Genomic DNA, 17,848 nt, shown 5'->3' with positions numbered 1-17,848 from the left:
TCCCTCCTGTAGAGCCCTGCCTGGCGGGTGACGTTCCGTAACGACTGGCGGAACGGCAGCCCTGGGACGATAGGGTAAACTGCCCGGCTCGAACGACCCCTCAAGGTGAATCCCGTTGATCAATCTGCTACGCAACGGCCTCGGCCAGGTGATCGTCGGCCTGGATCTGGTGACCCGGCCGCGCAAGCTCAAGCGCAGCGAGCAAGCCCAGGCTGCCATCGAGGCAGAGCTGGCCCATCTGTCGCTCTATCAGTTCCAGGCCTGCCCCTTTTGCGTGAAGACGCGGCGGGCGCTGCATCGGCTGAACCTGCCGATACGGCTCAAGGACATCAAGAAGGACCCGCAGCTGCGCGCCGAGCTGGAACAGGGCGGTGGCCGTGTGAAGGTGCCCTGCCTGCGCATCGACGAAGGCAGCCAGAGCGTGTGGATGTACGAGTCGGACGACATCATCGCCTACCTGGAGCAGCGGTACGGCGAGCGGCAACCGGCCTAGGGTTTGGCGGTGAGTGGTGGTGGACAAGGCTGCGACGGTTGAGCCGTCTTGGCCCAGCCTACGATCGCTATAGATCGCTTTCCTCGACCTTGCGCACCTTGCTGGCATCCAGGGTATAGGAGGCCTCGGCCAGGTCGTTGTCGACCGCCTCGGTGTGCAGGGTGCCGATGACCCAGTAGGGTTCATAGATGTCGGGTAGCGGCACGCCCTTGGGATAGCGCACCAGGACGATCTGGTTCGGTGGCGGCGGCGGGACGTGGATGCAGGCGCCCGGATAGGGCACCAGGAAGAACTCATGGAAGTTGCCCTTGGCATCGTTCTCCAGGGGCACCGGAAAGCCACCCAGGCGGATGGTCTTGCCATTCAAGGCCGCGACGGTGCGGGTGGAGTGCATCACCTCCGGCAGCTTACTGTCCTTTTGCTTGAGGCCGCCCGGCGAGCCGAAGCCGCCTGGTGCCTCCGGGCTGTTGTGGGTGATCTCGGGCATGGTTTCCAGCGCCCGGCGGTCTTCCGCGGTGAGCAGGTCGAGCCAGTTGGTTTCCGGGGGTTCGCCCTTGGCGGCGTGGGTCAGCAGCGGCAGGCTGGCGAGCAGCAGGGTGAGGAGCAGTCTGGACATGGGCAGGTTGGACACGGCACAAAAGTCCGAGTGTGCGGCGCGGCGGGCCAGGGGTCCAGTCTCGCGACGCAACCTAGTGGGTCGCCATAAAAAAGCCCCCGGGTCGACGGTCGACTCCGAGGGCTGAAAACCTGTACGGCTAGGGCTTCGCCGAGGCGAAGCCGCGTCTTAGCGGCGCTTGGTGATCATGCCGTAGATGAACAGCACGATGATGGCACCGACCACGGCGCCGATGAAGCCTGCGCCCTGGCCGGCCTGGTAGATGCCCAGTGCCTGGCCCAGGTAGGTGGCGACCACGGAACCGACGATGCCCAGGATGATGGTCATGATCCAGCCCATGCTGTCGTCGCCCGGCTTGAGAAAGCGGGCAACCAGGCCGACGATGAGACCGATGATGATGGTTGCGATGATGCCCATGTGAAGAATCCCCTGTTTGAGTGCTGGTAAGACAACGCCGGTCAGCAGGCGTCGTTGTACTCTCCGACCACCGGTTATCCGCCGAGGTTCAGGGGAAAACGGCTTCCGTGTGCGGAAGCCGGGTGGCATCAGTCCTGGATCAGGGCTTCCAGGGTGGCGATGCGGGTCTGCAGGGTCGCGGCGTCGGCGCTGCGCAGGGTGGCATGGCCAACCTTGCGCCCGGCCTTGAAGGCCTTGCCGTAGTGGTGCAGGTGGCAGTCTTCCAGGGCGGTGACGGCGGCCACCGGCGGTACCGAGCCGATGAAGTTGACCATGGCGCTCTCGCCGACCTTGGCAGTGGATCCCAGTGGCAAGCCGGTCACCGCGCGGAGGTGGTTCTCGAATTGGCTGCACTCGGCGCCTTCGATGGTCCAATGCCCCGAGTTGTGCACCCGCGGAGCGATCTCGTTGGCCTTAAGGCCACCCTCGACCTCGAAGAATTCGAAGGCGAGCACGCCGACGTAGTCGAGCTGTTCCAGCACGCGACGGGCGTAGTCCTCGGCCAGTCCTTGCAGCGGATGGTCGGAACTGGCCACCGACAGGCGCAGGATGCCGCTCTCGTGGGTGTTGTGCACCAGCGGATAGCTGCGCACCTCGCCATCGCGACCGCGCACGGCCACCAGGGAGACTTCGCCGGTGAAGGGCACGAAGCCCTCCAGCAACAACGGCACGCTGCCCAGTTCGGCAAAGGCTCCGGCGACGTCATCGGGCTGGCGCAAGACCTTCTGGCCCTTGCCGTCGTAGCCCAGGGTACGGGTCTTGAGCACCGCCGGCAGGCCGATGCGGGCCACGGCGGCATCCAGGTCGGCTTGGGAGAGCACGTCGGCGAAGGCCGGGGTGGGGATGCCCAGGTCGCGGAACATGGACTTCTCGAACAGGCGGTCGCGGGCGATGCGCAGGGCGTCGGCGGACGGATAGACCGGCACGAATTGCGACAGGAAGGCCACGGTCTCGGCCGGGACGCTCTCGAATTCGAAGGTGACCAGGTCGACTTCGTCGGCCAGTTGGCGCAGGTGATCCTGATCGCCGTAGTCGGCGCGCAGGTGCTCGCCCAGGGCGGCGGCGCAGGCATCCGGCGCCGGATCGAGGAAGGCGAAGTTCATGCCCAGCGGCGTGCCGGCCAGGGCGAGCATGCGGCCCAGTTGGCCGCCACCGATGACGCCGATCTTCATGCCTGGTCCCTCGGATCGGGATTATCCAGCACGGTGCGGGTCTGCTCTTCGCGGAAGGCGTTCAGGCGCTGGTGGTACTCGGGGTACTTGCCGCTGAGGATGCTGGCGGACAGCAGCGCGGCATTGATGGCGCCGGCCTTGCCGATGGCCAGGGTGGCGACCGGTACGCCCGCGGGCATCTGCACGATGGACAGCAGGGAGTCGACGCCCGAGAGCATGGAGGACTGCACCGGAACGCCGAGCACCGGCAGGTGGGTCTTGGCGGCGCACATGCCCGGCAGGTGGGCGGCGCCACCGGCGCCGGCGATGATCACCTCGATGCCGCGACCGGCCGCCTCTTCGGCGTATTGGAACAGCAGATCGGGGGTGCGGTGGGCGGAGACCACCTTCACTTCGTGGGGAATGCCCAGCTTGTCCAGCATGTCGGCGGTGTGGCTCAGGGTGGACCAGTCGGACTTGGAGCCCATGATCACGCCTACGAGTGCGCTCATCGTCGTGCCTCTGAAATGCAGAAGCCACGCGGAGGTAGAGCGGGCGAAAGCGTCGCGAGCGAAGGACGAGCCAAGCGAAAATCGTCGAAAAAGCGCAGTTTACGCCGGGTAAATGAGCATTTTGAGACGATTTTCAACGCCGCTCGGCCGAGCGCAGTAGCTTTCGTGCGTTCTACCACGTGGCTTGGGAAATGAGCGGCTTAGTATAGACGAAAGCGGGGCGGAGAATGCTCCTACGCCGAGTATCGTCTGTCGGTTGGCGGACAGGGAGTGACGTCCAGGGGATGGGTGGTGGTTTGGGACGAAGGTGCGGGCTAGAGGCGCAAAGCTCAAGGTCGGGCTGCGGTGAAGAGCGCCCTCACCCCAGCCCTCTCCCGCAGGCGGGAGAGGGCTGGATGGCATGTCGGTTTATCGCGGCCATGGGCCGCTCCTACAGGGAGTGATGCTTTTGTAGGAGCGGCCCATGGCCGCGATTAGCCTGGATAGTGCGCTGGAAGCGGCGCCTTGGTAGAAGCTGCGACTACCGCTTGCCTCAGATCCCCACGTCCGGCAGCTGCGGGCGGTTTTCCAGGGCCTTGGCCATCAGGCGTTCGACGAAGGCGCGATCGGCTTCGGGCAGGGCCAGGCGCGGCGGGCGGGTCAGGGCGCTGCCGCGGCCGGCGAGTTCTTCGCAGAGCTTGATGCACTGCACCAGGTCCGGGCGGGCGTCCAGGTGCAGCAGCGGCATGAACCACTCGTAGAGCGGCATGGCATCAGTGAAGCGACCGGCCTTGGCCAGGCGGAAGATGGTTTCGCCTTCGGTGGGGAAGATGTTGGACATGCCCGAGACCCAGCCCTCGGCGCCCACGGCGATGCTCTCCAGCACCACGTCGTCGAGCCCGGCGAAGAGTACGAAGCGGTCACCCACCTCGTTGCGCACGTCGATGAAGCGGCGGGTGTCGCCGGAGGAGTCCTTGAAGCAGACGATGTTGTCGACATCGGCCAGGGAGATGAGGATGTCCGGGGTGACGTCGTTCTTGTAGATGGGCGGGTTGTTGTAGACCATCAGCGGCAGGTCGAGGGCACTGGCCACGCTGCGGAAGTGGGCGGCGGTCTCGTGGGGCTTGGCCGAGTAGACCAGGGCCGGCATGAGCATGATGCCGTCGGCACCGGCGCGACCCACCGCCTGGGCGGTGCGGGTGGCATTGAGGCTGGTGAATTCGGCCACGCCGCAGATCACCGGTACGCGACCGCCCGCGGCGTCCTTGGCCACTTCCACCAGGGAGATCTTCTCCTCCAGGGTCAGGGAGGTGTTCTCGCCCACGGTGCCGCACATCACTAGACCGGAGACGCCATCGCGTACCAGGTTGGCGATCACGCCGTGGGTCTTCTCCAGGTTGATCGAGAAGTCGTCGTTGAATTGGGTGGTGACGGCGGGAAAGACGCCGCTCCAGTTGACGCGGGGAGTGCTCATGCGGGGGTTTCCTCCAGACGGGAACGGGGCTTGAGAGAGTCGCGGTATTGCCGGGGCGACAGGCCGGTGAGACGGCGGAACTGGCGGCTGAAGGCGCTGTGGTCGGTGTAGCCACAGGCCAGGGCCACCTCGGTGACGGGCAGATTGCGGGCCAGCAGCCGCGAGGCGGCGTCGAGCCGGGCCTTGTGCAGCAGTTGCTGGGGCGTGAGGCGCAGGATGCGCTTGCACTGGCGTTCCAGCTGGGAGACCGACAGGCCCACCCGCTGGCTCAGTTCGCCCACCGAGAGCGGCTGGGCATAGTGCTCGCGCAGGTAGCGGTCGACCTCGGCCACCTTGGCGTGGGCCGGATGATCGGCGGCCGGCGCCTGGAGATCGTGGGAAATGCCGGCCATGCCCATCAGCCGACCCTGGGCATCGTGCAGCGGCAGCTTGCGGGTCAGGCACCAGCCCGGGGTGCGCCCGGCATAGAGGTGCAGTTCCAGCTGGTCATCCAGCGCCAGGCCTTCGCGCAGTACGCGGCGATCCTGCTCGGCGTAGGCGCCGCCCAGGGGCGCGGGAAAGACTTCCTCGGCGGTCTTGCCGAGCAGTTCGGCGACGCTCTCGTAACCGCAGCGCTGGGCCAGGGTCAGGTTGACCAACACATAGCGCGCCTCCAGGTCCTTGACGAAGAACACCACGCCGGGGATGGCGTCGAGCAGCGGCGCCACCAGGCTCAGGCTGGCGAGCAGCGCGGGCAGGTCGGCGGGCCGGGCGCGATTCAGGGCGTCCAGGTGGGCGGCGGCGTTCATCTCTCGTCCTCGGTCAGGGTCAGCAGGCTGTCGATACGGGTGGGTTGCAGTGGAAAGCGGGGGGCCGGGGGCGTCCAACCAAGCAGGACCCGGGTGGCCTGGCCGCAGATACGGCCCTGGCAGGCGCCCATGCCGCAGCGGCTGTGCAGCTTGGCCTGGGTCCAGTCGGCGTGGCCGACCAGGGCGCCGAGGGAAACGTCCTCGCAGCGGCAGACCAGGGTGTCTGGCTGGGCCAGGCGGGCAATGGCCGGATCCAGGGCGAAGGTGCGGGCCAGCTGGACGGCGAAGCGGCGCCAGGCACGGGCCTCGGCCTGCACGCTGGCGACGGCGTCGAGCTGGGCGCTGGCGACCAGGCCGGCGATACGGCCGGTGGCCTGGGCCAGTTCGTTGCCACCGATGCCGGTGCATTCGCCGGCGGCCAGGATATGCGGCTGATTGGTGCGCTGGTGTTCGTCTACCGCCACCGCGCCGTCCAGGGTCGCGCAGCCCAGGCTCTGGGCCAGTTCGACGTTGGGTACCAGACCATAGCCACAGGCGAGGCGGTCGCAGGCCACTTCCCAGCGACGGTCGCCCTGGCGCAGGCGGACGGCCTCGAGGCGGTCGCTGCCGAGTGCAGCCTCGACCCAGGTGCCGGGCCGGTAGCGGGGAGTAGCCAAGGTCAGCGCCTGGCGAAGTTTGTTCGGCCAGCGCCACAGCCCCAAACCGAAAGCGAGCACGGCGCGGCGGTTGGCCTGCTCGGCGACCAGGGCGATTCGTGCGCCGGCCTGCTGCGCGGTGGCGGCGCTGGCCAGCAGCAGCGGCCCCGTGCCGGCGGCAACGATACGCTCATCGGCGACATCGACGCCGCCCTTGATCAGCGCCTGCAAGCCACCGGCACCCGTCACGCCCGGCAGCGTCCAGCCGGGGAACGGTAGTAGCAGTTCGCGGGCACCGGTGCAGAGGATGAGGGTGTCGAACGTCAGGGTGCGGCTGCCGCCAGCCTCTTCCAGCAGCAACTGGCGGGGCCCCAGGGCCGCGGCGACGCGCGTCTGGGTCAGCAGGGTGACGTCTGCTGGCAGTTGGCCGACTTCAGTGGCGACCTGACCCGCCCGGGCACGCCAGATCTGGCCACCGGGCAAGGGATTGTCGTCCAGCAGCACTAGCTTGAGACCGCGGCCATTGGCGGCACGCGCCGCGGCAAGACCGGCCGGACCGGCGCCGACGATGAGCAGGTCGCAATGAGTGCCGATCATGGCAGTCGCTCCACCTGCATGCCGTCCTGGCAGGGTGTCTGGCAGGCCAGGCGACGGACGCCGTCGACCTGCACCCGGCACTCCTGGCAGACACCCATGCCGCAGAAGGGCGCGCGGGCTTCACCGGATACCGAGCGGCGCGCCGCTGGGTTGCGGCTCTTGGCCAGGGCGGCGGTGAGCAGGCTGCCCGGACGGAGCTCCAGCCGTTCGCCATCGATGAACAGGGTCAGCATGCCTGGCTCCTCGGGGCGCTCGTAAAACGGCTGGGCGCGAAGGGTTCCACGTGGAACGTTGGTTGTTCACCAAACAGGCCTGCGACTATGGCTTCAGCGGTAGCTGGAGCGGTAGTAACGCCAAGGCCTTCGTGACCGACCGCGAGCCACAGACCTGGTTGGTCGGGATGGGCGCCGATCAGGGGCAGGCCGTCGGGACTGGCGGCGCGCTGGCCGGTCCAGCCGCGGATCAGCGAGGTATGGGTCAGGCCCGGCAGGAAGTCCAGGGCGCGGCGCAGCAGCTGGCCGACCACGGCGGGTTCCACCGCCATATCCGGGCGTTCGAATTGGCGCGAGGAACCGATCAAGAGTTGCCCGGTGGGTCGCGGCTGGACATTGAAAGCCACCGAAGCGCCACTGCTGGCATGAGCACTGGCGCCATAGCCGATCTCCACCAACTGGTGGCGGATCCGCTCGGGATAGCGGTCAGTGATCAGCAGATGACCCTTCTTGGGCACCAGCGGCAGATCGGGGCAGAGAGTGGCGGCCTGCAGGCCGGCGGCGAGCACCACAGCGTCGGCGCTCAGCCAGCGGCCATCGTCCAGGCGCACGCGCGGGCCTTCGATGGCACTCACCCGGGCGCGTTGGAATTCGATCAGCGGCGAGCGCTGCAACAGCCAGGCGGCCACCACCGGGGCATAGAGCAGACCGTCGCCGGGCACCTCCAGACTGCCGGCCAGGGCGGTCAGCGCCGGTTCGGCGGCGGCGGTGGCGGTGGCGTTCAGCGGCTGGTTGGCGATGCCCTGGGCATCCAGGCGAGCACGTTTCTGCTCGACGAGGTCCAGTTCGGCAGCGTCGCGGGCCAGCCAGAGGGTGCCACAGTTGCGGTAGTCGGCGGTGCTCGGCAACTGGGGCACCAGCTCGCGCCAGAGCGCCAGGGAGCGGGCGCTCAGGGTCAGTTCGGCGGGGTCGTCGTCCATCACCACCAGGTGACCCATGCCAGCGGCAGAGGCGCCAGGCAGGCCGGCGTCCAGCACCCGCACCCGGCAGCCGCGCGCGGCCAGGGTCGCGGCGCAGCTGGCGCCGATGATGCCGGCGCCGACGACGAGGACGTCCGCCACGGGCTTCACCCCGGGATACCCCAGGCGAAGGGATCGTCGTCGGCTAGCAGCAGGGTCGCTTCGGCCATGACGTGGGCGCGGCCGCGGATCACCGGCAGGATGCGGCCCTCGTCGCCCTGCTGATAATGGGCCTCGAAGCGACTGCCGATGACACTGGCCTGCTGCCAGACGGCGCCGGGCGCGAGATCGCCGTCGGCGGCGAGGCACGCCAGCTTGGCGCTGGTACCGGTACCGCAGGGCGAGCGGTCATAGGCGCGGCCTGGGCAGAGCACGTAGCTGCGACTGTCGGCGCCGTCAGGGTCGTCGGCGAAGAGTTCGATGTGATCGATATGGCCTTCCTGGGCGCCGATGATGCCGGCGGCCTCCAGGGCACCCCGCAGGGCCAGGCTGAAGGTGAGCAGGCCATCGAGATTATCGGCGGCGATGCGCTGGCCGTGATCGGCACAGAGAAAGAACCAGTTGCCACCCCAGGCGATGTCGCCGGTGACCGGGCCGTGGCCGGGAATCTCTACCCGCACGCCTTGGCGATGGCGATAGGCGGGCACGTTGCGCACGCTGACGCTGCCGTCGTCATGCAGGGTGGCGGTGACATCGCCCACCGGGGTCTCGATCAGGTGATCGCCGGGGCCGATACGGCCCAGGTGAGCCAGGGAGACGATCAGCCCAATGGTGCCGTGGCCGCACATGCCGAGGTAGCCGACCTCGTTGAAGAACACCACGCCGGCACTGGCCGCGGGCGATACCGGCTCGCACAGCAACGCGCCCACCAGCACCTCGTTGCCGCGCGGTTCGCGCATGCAGGCTTGGCGGAAGGCGTCGTGCTCGCCGGCCAGACGGCTGCGGCGCTCGGCCATGCTGCCGTGGCCCAGATCGGGAAAACCGTCCAGCACCAGGCGGGTGGGTTCGCCACCGGTGTGGGAGTCTATGACGCGGATGCGCTGCATGGCTGACCTCCGTGAGAGAGATCCCAGTGTCGCGCAGAAAGGCGAAAAAGGCTTGCAGGACGTCGGCTATCGAAATGCCGAAATCAGCACAATTAAATACCGCCGATCAGCTGCCGTGGCTCTGACTCTCCAGATGCCGCCACACCTGCTGCACCAGGCGCTTGCGCAACAGGGCACAGCGATAGAGGCGGATCTCCAGGCCGACCTGCCAGGCCGCATCACCACAGATCGCCAGCTCGCCACGAGCCAGTTCGGCCGCCACCGACAGTTGCGGTACCCAGGCCACGCCCAGCCCCTGCAACGCCATGGTCTTGAGGCTGTCGGCCATGGCGGTCTCGTAGAGGGTGACGGCGCGCAGCTTGCGCTGGCGCAGCAGCAGATTCACCGAGCGGCCGAGGAAGGCCCCGGCGCTGTAGGCCAGCAGCGGCACGCTGCTCTGCCCGTCCAGCTGGAACAGCGGTCGGCCTTCGCCATCGGTGGCGCAGACCGGCAGCATGGCGGTGTGCGCCAGGTGCAGCGACGGAAACAGCTCCGGGTCCATCTGCAGGGCGGCGTCGGGATCGTGGAAGGCCAGCATCAGGTCACAGGCGCCGTCGCGCAGGGCATGGACGGCCTCGCCGACGTTGGTGGCCACCAGCCGACTGGCCAGCGCCAGGCCCTGGCCGCGCAGGCCGGCGATCCATTGCGGGAAGAAGCCCAGCGCCAGGGAGTGGGCGGCGGCGAATTGCAGCACCTCGCCCTGCCCGCCTTCGAGGTGGTGCAGATGACGTACCGTCTCGCCCAGCTGTTCCACCACGCTGCGCGCCGTGACCAGGAACAGTTGCCCGGCCTCGGTGAGGCTGACCGGGGTGTGGGATCGGTCCACCAGGGTCAGGCCGACGCTTTCCTCCAGGGCGCGGATGCGCCGGCTAAAGGCGGGCTGGGTGACGAAACGCTTTTCGGCGGCCTGGGAAAAACTGTAGGTGGCCGCCAGGGCGACGAAGTCTTCCAGCCATTTGAATTCGATGTTCATGGCACCCATACGTCGTCGGATCTCACGAGGTCACAACGGAAGTTATGCCGATCCGGCATGAGGCTTGGCGGAACGGCATTGGCCGAGAGCGGCTGGCAGGCCTAGATTCTAGGGCATCGCGGCGCCTGCCGCTCGATCGAAGCCTAACGCTATCATGTCCGACTCTGCATCATCCGTCCGCCTCGAAAAAGATCTCCTCGGCACTCTCGACGTTCCCGCCGATGCCTACTACGGCATCCAGACCCTGCGCGCCGTGCAGAACTTCCGCCTCTCCGGCGTGCCCCTCGGGCACTATCCGAAGCTGGTGGTGGCCCTGGCCATGGTCAAGCAGGCCGCGGCCGACGCCAACCACCGTCTTGGCCATCTGCCGGCGGCGAAGCACCAGGCGATCAGCGAGGCCTGCTCGCGCATCATCCGCGGCGAATTCCACGACCAGTTCGTGGTGGACATGATCCAGGGCGGCGCCGGTACCTCGACCAACATGAACGCCAACGAGGTGATCGCCAACGTGGCCCTGGAGATCCTCGGCCACGCCAAGGGCGAGTATCGCCACCTGCACCCGAACAACGACGTGAACATGGCGCAGTCGACCAACGACGCCTACCCCACCGCCATCCGCCTGGGTCTGCTGCTCGGCCACGACGCCCTGCTCGCCAGCCTGGACAGCCTGATCACCGCCTTCGCCGCCAAGGGCGTGGAGTTCGCCGAGGTGCTGAAGATGGGTCGTACCCAGCTGCAGGATGCGGTGCCCATGACCCTCGGCCAGGAATTCCATGCCTTCGCCACCACCCTGGGCGAGGACCTGGCGCGGCTGAAGAGCCTGGCGCCGGAGCTGCTCACCGAGGTCAACCTGGGCGGTACCGCCATCGGTACCGGCATCAACGCCGACCCCGGCTACCAGCTCCTCGCCGTGCAACGCCTGGCGGAGATCAGCGGCCAGCCACTCAAGCCCGCCGCCGACCTGATCGAGGCCACCTCGGACATGGGCGCCTTCGTACTGTTCTCCGGCATGCTCAAGCGCACCGCGGTGAAGCTGTCGAAGATCTGCAACGACCTGCGCCTGCTCTCCAGCGGTCCGCGCACCGGCATCAACGAGATCAACCTGCCGCCGCGCCAGCCGGGCAGCTCCATCATGCCGGGCAAGGTCAATCCGGTGATCCCCGAGGCGGTCAACCAGGTGGCCTTCGAGATCATCGGCAACGACCTGGCCCTGACCCTGGCGGCCGAGGGCGGCCAGTTGCAGCTCAACGTCATGGAGCCCTTGATCGCCTACAAGATCTTCGACTCCATCCGCCTCTTGCAGCGCGCCATGGACATGCTGCGCGAGCACTGCATCACCGGCATCACCGCCAACGTCGAGCACTGCCGCCGCCAGGTGGAGCACTCCATCGGTCTGGTCACCGCGCTCAACCCCTACCTGGGCTACGAGACCTCTACCCGCATCGCCAAGACGGCGCTGGAAAGCGGTCGCGGCGTGCTGGAGCTGGTGCGCGAGGAAAACCTGCTGGACGAGGCGACCCTGGACGACATCCTGCGCCCGGAAAACATGATCGCGCCGCGGTTGGTGCCACTCAAAGCCAAGGTCTGAGTCCTAAGCGGTAACCCACGGCCACTCCCCGCGGGCGCGGTATCCTTCTTGCTTGGAAGGCTGCCACCGCCCCGGGAGTTTGCCCATGCGTCAGTCCGGTCTGATCAATCTAAACCTGGTGTCCCTCGTGCTCCAGCAACTGGGGGCCGACACGCCCGGCCGGGCCGCACCCCTGCTGATTGGCAGCGGCTTGCAACTGGACGACCTCGAGCAGCCTCACCGCCTCATCACCCTGGCCCAGGAACAGCGGGTCATCACCAACGCCCTGCCCGTCGCCCCGCCCGAACTGGGCCTGCTGCTGGGCTGGCGGCTGCGCGTCTCCGGCTACGGCCTGCTCGGCTATGCGCTGCTCAGTGCCCCGACCCTGGGCGCGGCGCTGCAGGCGGCGCTGGCTCACCAAGGGCTGCTCGGTACCTATTTCAGCCTGCGCCTGCAGCGCCATGGCCAACTGGTCTGGCTAAGGGCCGACGACCATCCCTTCGCGCCAGAGCTGGAACGCTGCAACGCCGAGTGCTGCCTGGCCTCGCTCCTGGCAATCTGCTGCGACCTCCTGGGTACACCCCTGCCGCTGACCCAGGTGGCCTTCCGGCATCCAGTACCGCTCCATCGCGCGCGCTATGCCGACTGCTTCGGCACCACGTCCCTGGCCTTCGAGGCCCCCTTCAACGGCCTGGCCTTTCCCGCCGCCTGGCTGGAGCGGCCGCTGCCCCTGGCGGACGCCGTGACCCACCGCGATGCCCTCCAGCAGTGCGAGCGCCTGGCCCCGGAGCAGGGTCGCCAGCGTGCCCTGCTCGCCCGCATCCGCACCCTGCTCAGCGCCGAACTGGCCGCACCGCCCTCCTTCGATGCCCTGGCGCGCCGGCTGGGCATGGCCCCGCGCAGCCTGCGCCGGCACCTGCAGGCCGCCGGCAGCGGCTACCAGCTCTTGCTCGACGAGCTGCGCTTCGAGCGAGCGCGCGACCTGCTGGCCCAGGAGCGGCTGCCCATCTACCGCATCGCCGAGGTCATGGGCTTTAGCGAGACCGCCAGTTTCCGCCATGCCTTTCGCCGCTGGAGCGGACAGTCGCCGCGGGGTTATCGCCTTTGACGCCTGACGTATGCTGGACGCTTCCATTCGTCACGGAGGATTGCCCATGCCCTCGCTGAAGCTGATCGATGCTCGCGGCCAACCCACCCAGCAATACCGACTACCGGCGGAGAAGCTGTTGGCCGGTGACCCACTGCAGAGCCTCTGGCTCGAGTACGAGGATGAGAGTGGCGTCTTCGCCGTCGGCCACTGGCACAGCGAGGTGGGCACCTGGCGGGTGAATTACACCGAGGAGGAGTACTGCCAGATCCTCGAGGGCCTGAGCCTGGTCACCGATGACCAGGGCCGCAGCACGCGCCTGGGGCCGGGCAGCACCTTCGTCATCCCGCGCGGTTTCCAAGGCACCTGGGAGGTGGTGGAACCGACCCTGAAGCGCTTCGTGGTCTACGAAGCCAAGGCTGGCTGAGAACCTGTTCACGATCTCGCGAGCTAGAGCCAAACAAGGCGAAAATGGCTGAGGAAGCGGAGTTTACGAGTGGTAAATGAGCATTCCGACCGGGCTGGCGACCCAGGCCAGTTTCAACGCCGTTTGGCCGACGCGTAGCAGATCGTGAACAGGTTTTAAGGCCGGACGCAGAGCGGGGTCTGGCCGGATCCATCCCCTTTTGGCCGCTCCGCCTCTGGTCGCCTGCCGCGGCGCTGGCAAGAATCGACCGGGAAGCCACCGCCCGGAGTCGCCATGCGCATCCACCACAGTCCCGACCATGCCCTGCACCATGGCCGCTGCGAATTGATCGACGGCCAGTTGCAGCCCTGCTTCGAAAAGCCCCAGCGCGTCGAATTCATTCTCGCCGAGTGCTACCGGCGACAGCTCGGCGAGGTGGTGGCGCCCCAGGACTTCGGCCGGGTGCCGCTGGCGCGCATCCATACCGAACCCTATCTCGATTTCCTCGCCGGCGCCTGGGAGGAATGGGCTGCCGGCGGCGAGACCGTGGACCTCATGCCCTATACCTGGCCCGCCCGCACCCTGCGCCAGGTACTGCCCCCCATCAGCCTGCACGGACGCCTGGGTTACTACAGCTTCGACGGCGGGGCGCCGATCACCGCCGGTACCTGGCAGGCTGCCTACAGCGCCGCCCAGGTGGCGCTGAGCGCCGCGGCCGAGATCGCCAGCGGCGCGCGCAGCGCCTTCGCCCTGTGCCGGCCACCGGGCCACCACGCCGCAGCCGACGTCATGGGTGGCTACTGCTATCTGAACAACGCTGCCATCGCGGCCCAGGCCGCCCTCGACGGTGGCGCCCGGCAAGTGGCCATCCTCGACGTGGACTACCACCACGGCAACGGCACCCAGAACCTCTTCTACGAACGCGACGACGTGCTGTTCCTCTCGCTGCACGGCGATCCGGGTTTCGAATTCCCCTTCTTCCTCGGCTATGCCGACGAGACCGGCAACGGCGCCGGGCACGGCTTCAATCTCAACCTGCCGCTCCCCGCCGGCAGCGCCTGGGAGGCCTGGAGTGCGGCCCTGGAGGTAGCGCTGAAGCGGCTCGAAGGCTACGCCCCCGACCTGCTGCTGGTCTCTCTAGGCGTGGATACCTTCAAGGCCGATCCGATTTCCCGGTTCAAGCTGGAGAGCGAAGACTACCTGCGCCTGGGCGAACGCCTGGCGCGGCTCGGTCTGCCGACGCTGTTCGTCATGGAGGGCGGCTACGCCGTGGCGGAGATCGGCATCAACACGGTGAACGTCCTGGCCGCCTTCGACGGCGCCTGATCCCTATCGCGAGGAATCCGACCATGCACAGCCTCCTGCGCCCGCTCACCGCCCTGCTCGGTAGCGCCCTGCTCGCCACCGCCGTCCAGGCCGCCGACCCTGGCGAACTGCGGGTCTACAACTGGGCCGACTACATTCGGCCCGAGACGCCCAAGGACTTCGCCCAGCAGACCGGCATCCGCGTCACCTGGGATACCTTCGACAGCAACGAGTCGCTGGAGGCCAAGCTGCTTACCGGCCAGTCCGGCTATGACCTGGTGATCCCCTCCAACCAGTTCCTGGAAACCCAGATCAAGGCCGGGGTGTTCCAGAAGCTGGACAAGACCAAGCTGCCCAACTGGCAGAATCTCGATCCCGAGTTGCTCAAGCTGCTGGAGGTCAACGACCCGGGCAACCAGTACGGCGTGCCCTACATGTATGGCACCATCCTCATCGGCTTCAATCCGGCCAAGGTCCAGGCGGCGCTGGGCACGGATGCGCCGGTGGACAGCTGGGACCTGGTGTTCAAGCCGGAGAACATGGCCAAGCTCAAGAGCTGCGGCGTGGCCATGCTCGACTCGCCCTCGGACATCCTGCCGGTGGTGCTGCACTACCTGGGCCTGGACCCCAACAGCACCAACGCCAAGGACTACGAGAAGGCCACGGCGCTGATGCTCAAGATCCGTCCCTACCTGGCCTACTTCAATTCCACCAAGTACATGACCGACATCGCCAACGGCGACATCTGCGTGGCGGTGGGCTATTCAGGCAGCTTCTACCAGTTCGCCAACCGCGCCAAGGAAGCCGGCAACGGCGTGGTGGTGGACTGGCGCCTGCCCCGCGAGGGCGCGCCCATCTGGTTCGACACCTGGGCCATTCCGGCCAGCGCCAGGAACGTCGACCAGGCCCATGCCTTCCTCAACTACCTGCTCGAACCCAAGGTGATCGCCGGGATCAGCGACTACCTAGGCTATCCCAACGCCAACAAGCCGGGCATGCCGCTGGTGACCGCCGCCATCCGTGACAATCCCGACCTGGTACCCACCGCCGAGATGCGCAAGAAACTCTATGTGGTGCAGCCGCTGCCACAACCCATCGAGCGGGTACGCACCCGGGCCTGGAGTCGGATCAAGGCCGGCGGTTGACCGCCAGGAGGTCCATAACGGACCGAATGGTAGCCATTGGCTACCATTCGGCGCCTGCTTGGCTTCATTTGGGAACCATCCTCAACAACAGGGGCCTGACTGTGCTCAAGTGAGCCACCGGATCACTGCGCCAGGTACGGCACCATGTCCCTTAGCTTCCCCCTCGACCGGGCGCTGGCCCGCCCTTTTTGGGCGCTGAGCTTCGAGCCGGTATTGGAACGGCACTACCAATTCGACATCGCCCGTTCGCGCCGCCGTCATCTGCGCATCAGTCTCGCGGTCGCCATCCTGGCCTACGCCAGCTTCTCGGTCTGGGACTGGATCCTGATGACCGACGCCTTCTGGGTCATCACCCTGCTCACCAGCCTGGTGCTGCTCGGCGGCGGCGCGGTAATGCTGGCGCTCAAGCTGATGCCGGCCGAGCATCCGGCACGCGAATGGCTGGGTATCCTGCCCAGCCTGCTGGCCTACGGTCCGCCGCTGTTCGAGGTGGATACCAGCGATGCTGCGCAGAGCGCGCTCTGGCTGGCCACCCTGCCGCTGATGACCCTCTACACCAACAGCTGCATCGCTCCGCCCTTGCGCCAGGCCACCGCGCACAGCCTGGTCGGCCTGCTGGCCATCTGCCTGGCGACGCAGATACACAGCCTGCCCGCCGTGGAAGCCTCGCTGGTAATGACGCTGGCCTTCGCCACCGCCGCCTTCACCCTGCTCGCCAACTTCTGGATGGAAAGAGCCCATCGTCAGGGCTATCTGCTGATCCTGCGCGATCGGCTGCGCAACGAGGAGTTGGCCGCCGCCAATCGCTTCCTGGAACAACAGTCCACCACCGATCCCCTGACCGGCGTGGCCAATCGGCGGGCGCTGATGCAGGCGCTCGCCACGGCCTTGCCGCGAAGGCAGAACCAGCGGCTGATCCTGTTGATGATCGATGTCGATCACTTCAAGGCCTTCAATGACCGCTACGGCCATCCGGCCGGCGATCGCTGCCTGAAGCAGGTCGCCACCGCCCTCGCCGGCCCCTTGCGCGCCGGTGACTGCCTGGCACGCTACGGCGGAGAAGAATTCGCCATCCTCCATACCACCGCTGCCGATGAGGACCAGGGCCAGATCGTCCAGCAACTGCTCGATGCGGTCCGCCAGCTGGAGATTCCCAATCCGGGCAATGCCGGTGCGGGGCGGCGAGTCACCGTCAGCATCGGCGGGGCCTGCGCCGGGCCACGCCATGCCAGTGCCGACGCCCTCCTCGAGGCAGCCGACCAGCAGCTCTACTGGGCCAAGCAGGCAGGGCGCGACCAGGCGCGCCTGGAGCGCTGCGACGAGCACCTGGCGCTCGCCGACCCGCTCGGTTAACCCAGGCGATAGACCCGGTCCACCAGGATAGTACTGGCCAGGCGCTGGCGCAGGTCGTCGTCCAGGCGCGGGTCCTGCCAGTCGTACAGGCCGATCCGGCCATAGGCCGTGCCACGCCGCGGCCGGTCGCCGAGATACTCCCAGACCACCCGGGTACAGGCCGGTTCGCGCCGATCGGAGGCGCTGACGCCCAGCTTGAGGCCGTTCAAGCGATCGATGCGGTTGCGCGCACTGGGCAGCAGCACCGTCTGCGACAGCTCGTTGCCGGTGAGGGACTCGTAGTCGGTGAAGAACAGCCGGCTTTCCAGGCTCATGGCCAGGCCCAGGTAGCGAAAGCGCGCCTGGCTGGTGGCCTCACCCTGGCGGCGCAGCCGCTCGAAGCGCACGTAGCGGAACACCCCCTGCTCCTCGAACAGCCGCACCAGGCCGCAGAGCACCACGCCGGGGGTGGACAGCGACGGGTAGTACTCGTGGTAATAGCCCTGGTAGCGCGCCAGCCCCTCCTGGCGAGCAGCGAACAGCGCCAGGGCCTGTCCAGCCCAGCCACTCTCCTGATTCGCCGGCGCCCCCAGGCGCGCCGCGAATTGCCGCTGCGGCAGCTGCAGATCGCCCACCGGCAGGGCGAAGAAGTCGGCCAGGCGTTGCAGGTTGTAGGGCGACGGGCGGCTCTGGCCGTTGAGGTAGCGATTGAATTGGGCGCGGTTGATGCCGACGGCGCGACAGACGGCCGCAATCGAGCGGTGATGCCGGCAGAGCAGCTGCAGATTGGCGGAAAAATCGCTCATGGCGGGCGCCCGAACTTGACAGACGGCCGGAAAACTAGCATCAAGTCGCGCCATTTTGAAGCGAGGCGCGGAATTGTCCACACCGGTGGGATAGCCGAACCTAGGCGCCCGGTCCTATTCACTGCCCGATCCGCCCGGACCGACGCGTTCCAGAGCCTGCTCCCGGTCATCTCCGCATGACCGGGCGCGCGAACTGGCAACGGTCTATCC

19 protein-coding genes are annotated in these 17,848 nt (G+C 67.5%); 7 read left to right on the top strand and 12 right to left on the bottom strand.

Features of this window, described 5'->3' with window-relative positions:
• Nucleotides 1–115: 115 nt before the first annotated feature.
• Nucleotides 116–493: a glutaredoxin family protein gene (locus tag RND78_RS09290; protein WP_059228783.1), complete on the top strand. Its 378-nt coding sequence runs from the start codon at nucleotides 116–118 to the stop codon at nucleotides 491–493.
• A 67-nt stretch (nucleotides 494–560) separates the two neighbouring features.
• Here RND78_RS09290 and RND78_RS09285 read toward each other — a convergent pair whose 3' ends face one another.
• The 11 genes from RND78_RS09285 to RND78_RS09235 form a co-directional block, all read right to left on the bottom strand.
• Complete coding sequence (locus RND78_RS09285; protein WP_312728027.1) at nucleotides 561–1,109, bottom strand: DUF3299 domain-containing protein; 549 nt, start codon at nucleotides 1,107–1,109, stop codon at nucleotides 561–563.
• 168 nt (nucleotides 1,110–1,277) lie between these two features.
• Nucleotides 1,278–1,526 (bottom strand): GlsB/YeaQ/YmgE family stress response membrane protein, encoded by a 249-nt coding sequence (locus RND78_RS09280; protein WP_058762286.1) that lies wholly within the window; start codon nucleotides 1,524–1,526, stop codon nucleotides 1,278–1,280.
• 128 nt (nucleotides 1,527–1,654) lie between these two features.
• Nucleotides 1,655–2,737: a 5-(carboxyamino)imidazole ribonucleotide synthase gene (locus RND78_RS09275; RefSeq protein WP_312728025.1), complete on the bottom strand. Its 1,083-nt coding sequence runs from the start codon at nucleotides 2,735–2,737 to the stop codon at nucleotides 1,655–1,657.
• Nucleotides 2,734–3,228: a 5-(carboxyamino)imidazole ribonucleotide mutase gene (gene purE / locus RND78_RS09270; protein ID WP_312728023.1), complete on the bottom strand. Its 495-nt coding sequence runs from the start codon at nucleotides 3,226–3,228 to the stop codon at nucleotides 2,734–2,736. Before purE ends, RND78_RS09275 begins: the two co-directional genes overlap by 4 nt.
• Before the next feature lie 532 nt (nucleotides 3,229–3,760).
• Nucleotides 3,761–4,681 carry a dihydrodipicolinate synthase family protein gene (locus RND78_RS09265; protein WP_312728020.1) on the bottom strand — a complete coding sequence of 307 codons (921 nt, stop codon included), beginning with the start codon at nucleotides 4,679–4,681 and terminating at the stop codon, nucleotides 3,761–3,763.
• A complete protein-coding gene (locus RND78_RS09260; RefSeq protein WP_312728017.1) occupies nucleotides 4,678–5,469 on the bottom strand; it encodes an AraC family transcriptional regulator in 792 nt (263 codons plus the stop codon). Before RND78_RS09260 ends, RND78_RS09265 begins: the two co-directional genes overlap by 4 nt.
• On the bottom strand, nucleotides 5,466–6,701 hold the full coding sequence (locus RND78_RS09255) for an FAD/NAD(P)-binding oxidoreductase (protein ID WP_312728014.1): 1,236 nt from the start codon (nucleotides 6,699–6,701) through the stop codon (nucleotides 5,466–5,468). The genes RND78_RS09260 and RND78_RS09255 overlap by 4 nt, the downstream gene beginning before the upstream one ends.
• The gene (locus RND78_RS09250; protein WP_312728012.1) at nucleotides 6,698–6,934 is read right to left on the bottom strand and encodes a (2Fe-2S)-binding protein; all 237 of its coding nucleotides are present in this window, start codon (nucleotides 6,932–6,934) and stop codon (nucleotides 6,698–6,700) included. Before RND78_RS09250 ends, RND78_RS09255 begins: the two co-directional genes overlap by 4 nt.
• Nucleotides 6,928–8,043 (bottom strand): FAD-dependent oxidoreductase, encoded by a 1,116-nt coding sequence (locus RND78_RS09245; protein ID WP_312728010.1) that lies wholly within the window; start codon nucleotides 8,041–8,043, stop codon nucleotides 6,928–6,930. The genes RND78_RS09250 and RND78_RS09245 overlap by 7 nt, the downstream gene beginning before the upstream one ends.
• Nucleotides 8,040–8,978, bottom strand: coding sequence for a 4-hydroxyproline epimerase (locus RND78_RS09240; protein ID WP_312728008.1), 939 nt, complete (start codon nucleotides 8,976–8,978; stop codon nucleotides 8,040–8,042). Before RND78_RS09240 ends, RND78_RS09245 begins: the two co-directional genes overlap by 4 nt.
• Before the next feature lie 106 nt (nucleotides 8,979–9,084).
• Nucleotides 9,085–9,990, bottom strand: a complete 906-nt coding sequence (locus RND78_RS09235; RefSeq protein WP_312728007.1) for a LysR substrate-binding domain-containing protein — start codon at nucleotides 9,988–9,990, stop codon at nucleotides 9,085–9,087.
• 154 nt (nucleotides 9,991–10,144) lie between these two features.
• On the opposite strand from RND78_RS09235, the gene RND78_RS09230 reads away from it, so the two are divergent.
• The 6 genes from RND78_RS09230 (at nucleotide 10,145) to RND78_RS09205 (ending at nucleotide 16,853) form a co-directional block, all read left to right on the top strand.
• Nucleotides 10,145–11,578 (top strand): aspartate ammonia-lyase, encoded by a 1,434-nt coding sequence (locus tag RND78_RS09230; RefSeq protein ID WP_312728005.1) that lies wholly within the window; start codon nucleotides 10,145–10,147, stop codon nucleotides 11,576–11,578.
• Between the two features lie 85 nt (nucleotides 11,579–11,663).
• Nucleotides 11,664–12,665 (top strand): AraC family transcriptional regulator, encoded by a 1,002-nt coding sequence (locus RND78_RS09225; RefSeq protein WP_312728003.1) that lies wholly within the window; start codon nucleotides 11,664–11,666, stop codon nucleotides 12,663–12,665.
• Between the two features lie 46 nt (nucleotides 12,666–12,711).
• The gene (locus tag RND78_RS09220) at nucleotides 12,712–13,071 is read left to right on the top strand and encodes a cupin domain-containing protein (RefSeq protein WP_312728000.1); all 360 of its coding nucleotides are present in this window, start codon (nucleotides 12,712–12,714) and stop codon (nucleotides 13,069–13,071) included.
• A gap of 273 nt (nucleotides 13,072–13,344) precedes the next feature.
• Nucleotides 13,345–14,376: a histone deacetylase family protein gene (locus RND78_RS09215; protein WP_312727999.1), complete on the top strand. Its 1,032-nt coding sequence runs from the start codon at nucleotides 13,345–13,347 to the stop codon at nucleotides 14,374–14,376.
• Nucleotides 14,377–14,399: 23 nt separating this feature from the next.
• Nucleotides 14,400–15,500 carry a polyamine ABC transporter substrate-binding protein gene (locus RND78_RS09210; protein ID WP_312727997.1) on the top strand — a complete coding sequence of 367 codons (1,101 nt, stop codon included), beginning with the start codon at nucleotides 14,400–14,402 and terminating at the stop codon, nucleotides 15,498–15,500.
• A gap of 144 nt (nucleotides 15,501–15,644) precedes the next feature.
• On the top strand, nucleotides 15,645–16,853 hold the full coding sequence (locus RND78_RS09205) for a GGDEF domain-containing protein (RefSeq protein ID WP_312727995.1): 1,209 nt from the start codon (nucleotides 15,645–15,647) through the stop codon (nucleotides 16,851–16,853).
• Here RND78_RS09205 and RND78_RS09200 read toward each other — a convergent pair.
• Nucleotides 16,850–17,638, bottom strand: a complete 789-nt coding sequence (locus RND78_RS09200) for a helix-turn-helix transcriptional regulator (RefSeq protein WP_312727992.1) — start codon at nucleotides 17,636–17,638, stop codon at nucleotides 16,850–16,852. The two genes, RND78_RS09205 and RND78_RS09200, sit on opposite strands and share 4 nt — an antisense overlap.
• Nucleotides 17,639–17,848: the final 210 nt, after the last annotated feature.

Source organism: Pseudomonas oryzihabitans (genome assembly GCF_032027545.1).
Taxonomy (GTDB): domain Bacteria; phylum Pseudomonadota; class Gammaproteobacteria; order Pseudomonadales; family Pseudomonadaceae; genus Chryseomonas; species Chryseomonas oryzihabitans_F.
The sequence above is the reverse complement of the archived record's forward strand: the minus strand, read 5'-3'. Positions and strand labels throughout refer to the sequence as shown.

What these genes read in the sequence shown, in the direction of transcription:
- RND78_RS09240 (WP_312728008.1), bottom strand. Translation starts at nt 8,978, where the DNA reads ATGCAGCGCATCCGCGTCATAGACTCCCACACCGGTGGCGAACCCACC.
- RND78_RS09220 (WP_312728000.1), top strand. Translation starts at nt 12,712, where the DNA reads ATGCCCTCGCTGAAGCTGATCGATGCTCGCGGCCAACCCACCCAGCAA.
- RND78_RS09250 (WP_312728012.1), bottom strand. Translation starts at nt 6,934, where the DNA reads ATGCTGACCCTGTTCATCGATGGCGAACGGCTGGAGCTCCGTCCGGGC.
- RND78_RS09280 (WP_058762286.1), bottom strand. Translation starts at nt 1,526, where the DNA reads ATGGGCATCATCGCAACCATCATCATCGGTCTCATCGTCGGCCTGGTT.
- RND78_RS09265 (WP_312728020.1), bottom strand. Translation starts at nt 4,681, where the DNA reads ATGAGCACTCCCCGCGTCAACTGGAGCGGCGTCTTTCCCGCCGTCACC.
- RND78_RS09275 (WP_312728025.1), bottom strand. Translation starts at nt 2,737, where the DNA reads ATGAAGATCGGCGTCATCGGTGGCGGCCAACTGGGCCGCATGCTCGCC.
- RND78_RS09235 (WP_312728007.1), bottom strand. Translation starts at nt 9,990, where the DNA reads ATGAACATCGAATTCAAATGGCTGGAAGACTTCGTCGCCCTGGCGGCC.
- RND78_RS09205 (WP_312727995.1), top strand. Translation starts at nt 15,645, where the DNA reads ATGTCCCTTAGCTTCCCCCTCGACCGGGCGCTGGCCCGCCCTTTTTGG.
- RND78_RS09255 (WP_312728014.1), bottom strand. Translation starts at nt 6,701, where the DNA reads ATGATCGGCACTCATTGCGACCTGCTCATCGTCGGCGCCGGTCCGGCC.
- purE (WP_312728023.1), bottom strand. Translation starts at nt 3,228, where the DNA reads ATGAGCGCACTCGTAGGCGTGATCATGGGCTCCAAGTCCGACTGGTCC.
- RND78_RS09225 (WP_312728003.1), top strand. Translation starts at nt 11,664, where the DNA reads ATGCGTCAGTCCGGTCTGATCAATCTAAACCTGGTGTCCCTCGTGCTC.
- RND78_RS09215 (WP_312727999.1), top strand. Translation starts at nt 13,345, where the DNA reads ATGCGCATCCACCACAGTCCCGACCATGCCCTGCACCATGGCCGCTGC.
- RND78_RS09285 (WP_312728027.1), bottom strand. Translation starts at nt 1,109, where the DNA reads ATGTCCAGACTGCTCCTCACCCTGCTGCTCGCCAGCCTGCCGCTGCTG.
- RND78_RS09230 (WP_312728005.1), top strand. Translation starts at nt 10,145, where the DNA reads ATGTCCGACTCTGCATCATCCGTCCGCCTCGAAAAAGATCTCCTCGGC.
- RND78_RS09210 (WP_312727997.1), top strand. Translation starts at nt 14,400, where the DNA reads ATGCACAGCCTCCTGCGCCCGCTCACCGCCCTGCTCGGTAGCGCCCTG.
- RND78_RS09200 (WP_312727992.1), bottom strand. Translation starts at nt 17,638, where the DNA reads ATGAGCGATTTTTCCGCCAATCTGCAGCTGCTCTGCCGGCATCACCGC.
- RND78_RS09260 (WP_312728017.1), bottom strand. Translation starts at nt 5,469, where the DNA reads ATGAACGCCGCCGCCCACCTGGACGCCCTGAATCGCGCCCGGCCCGCC.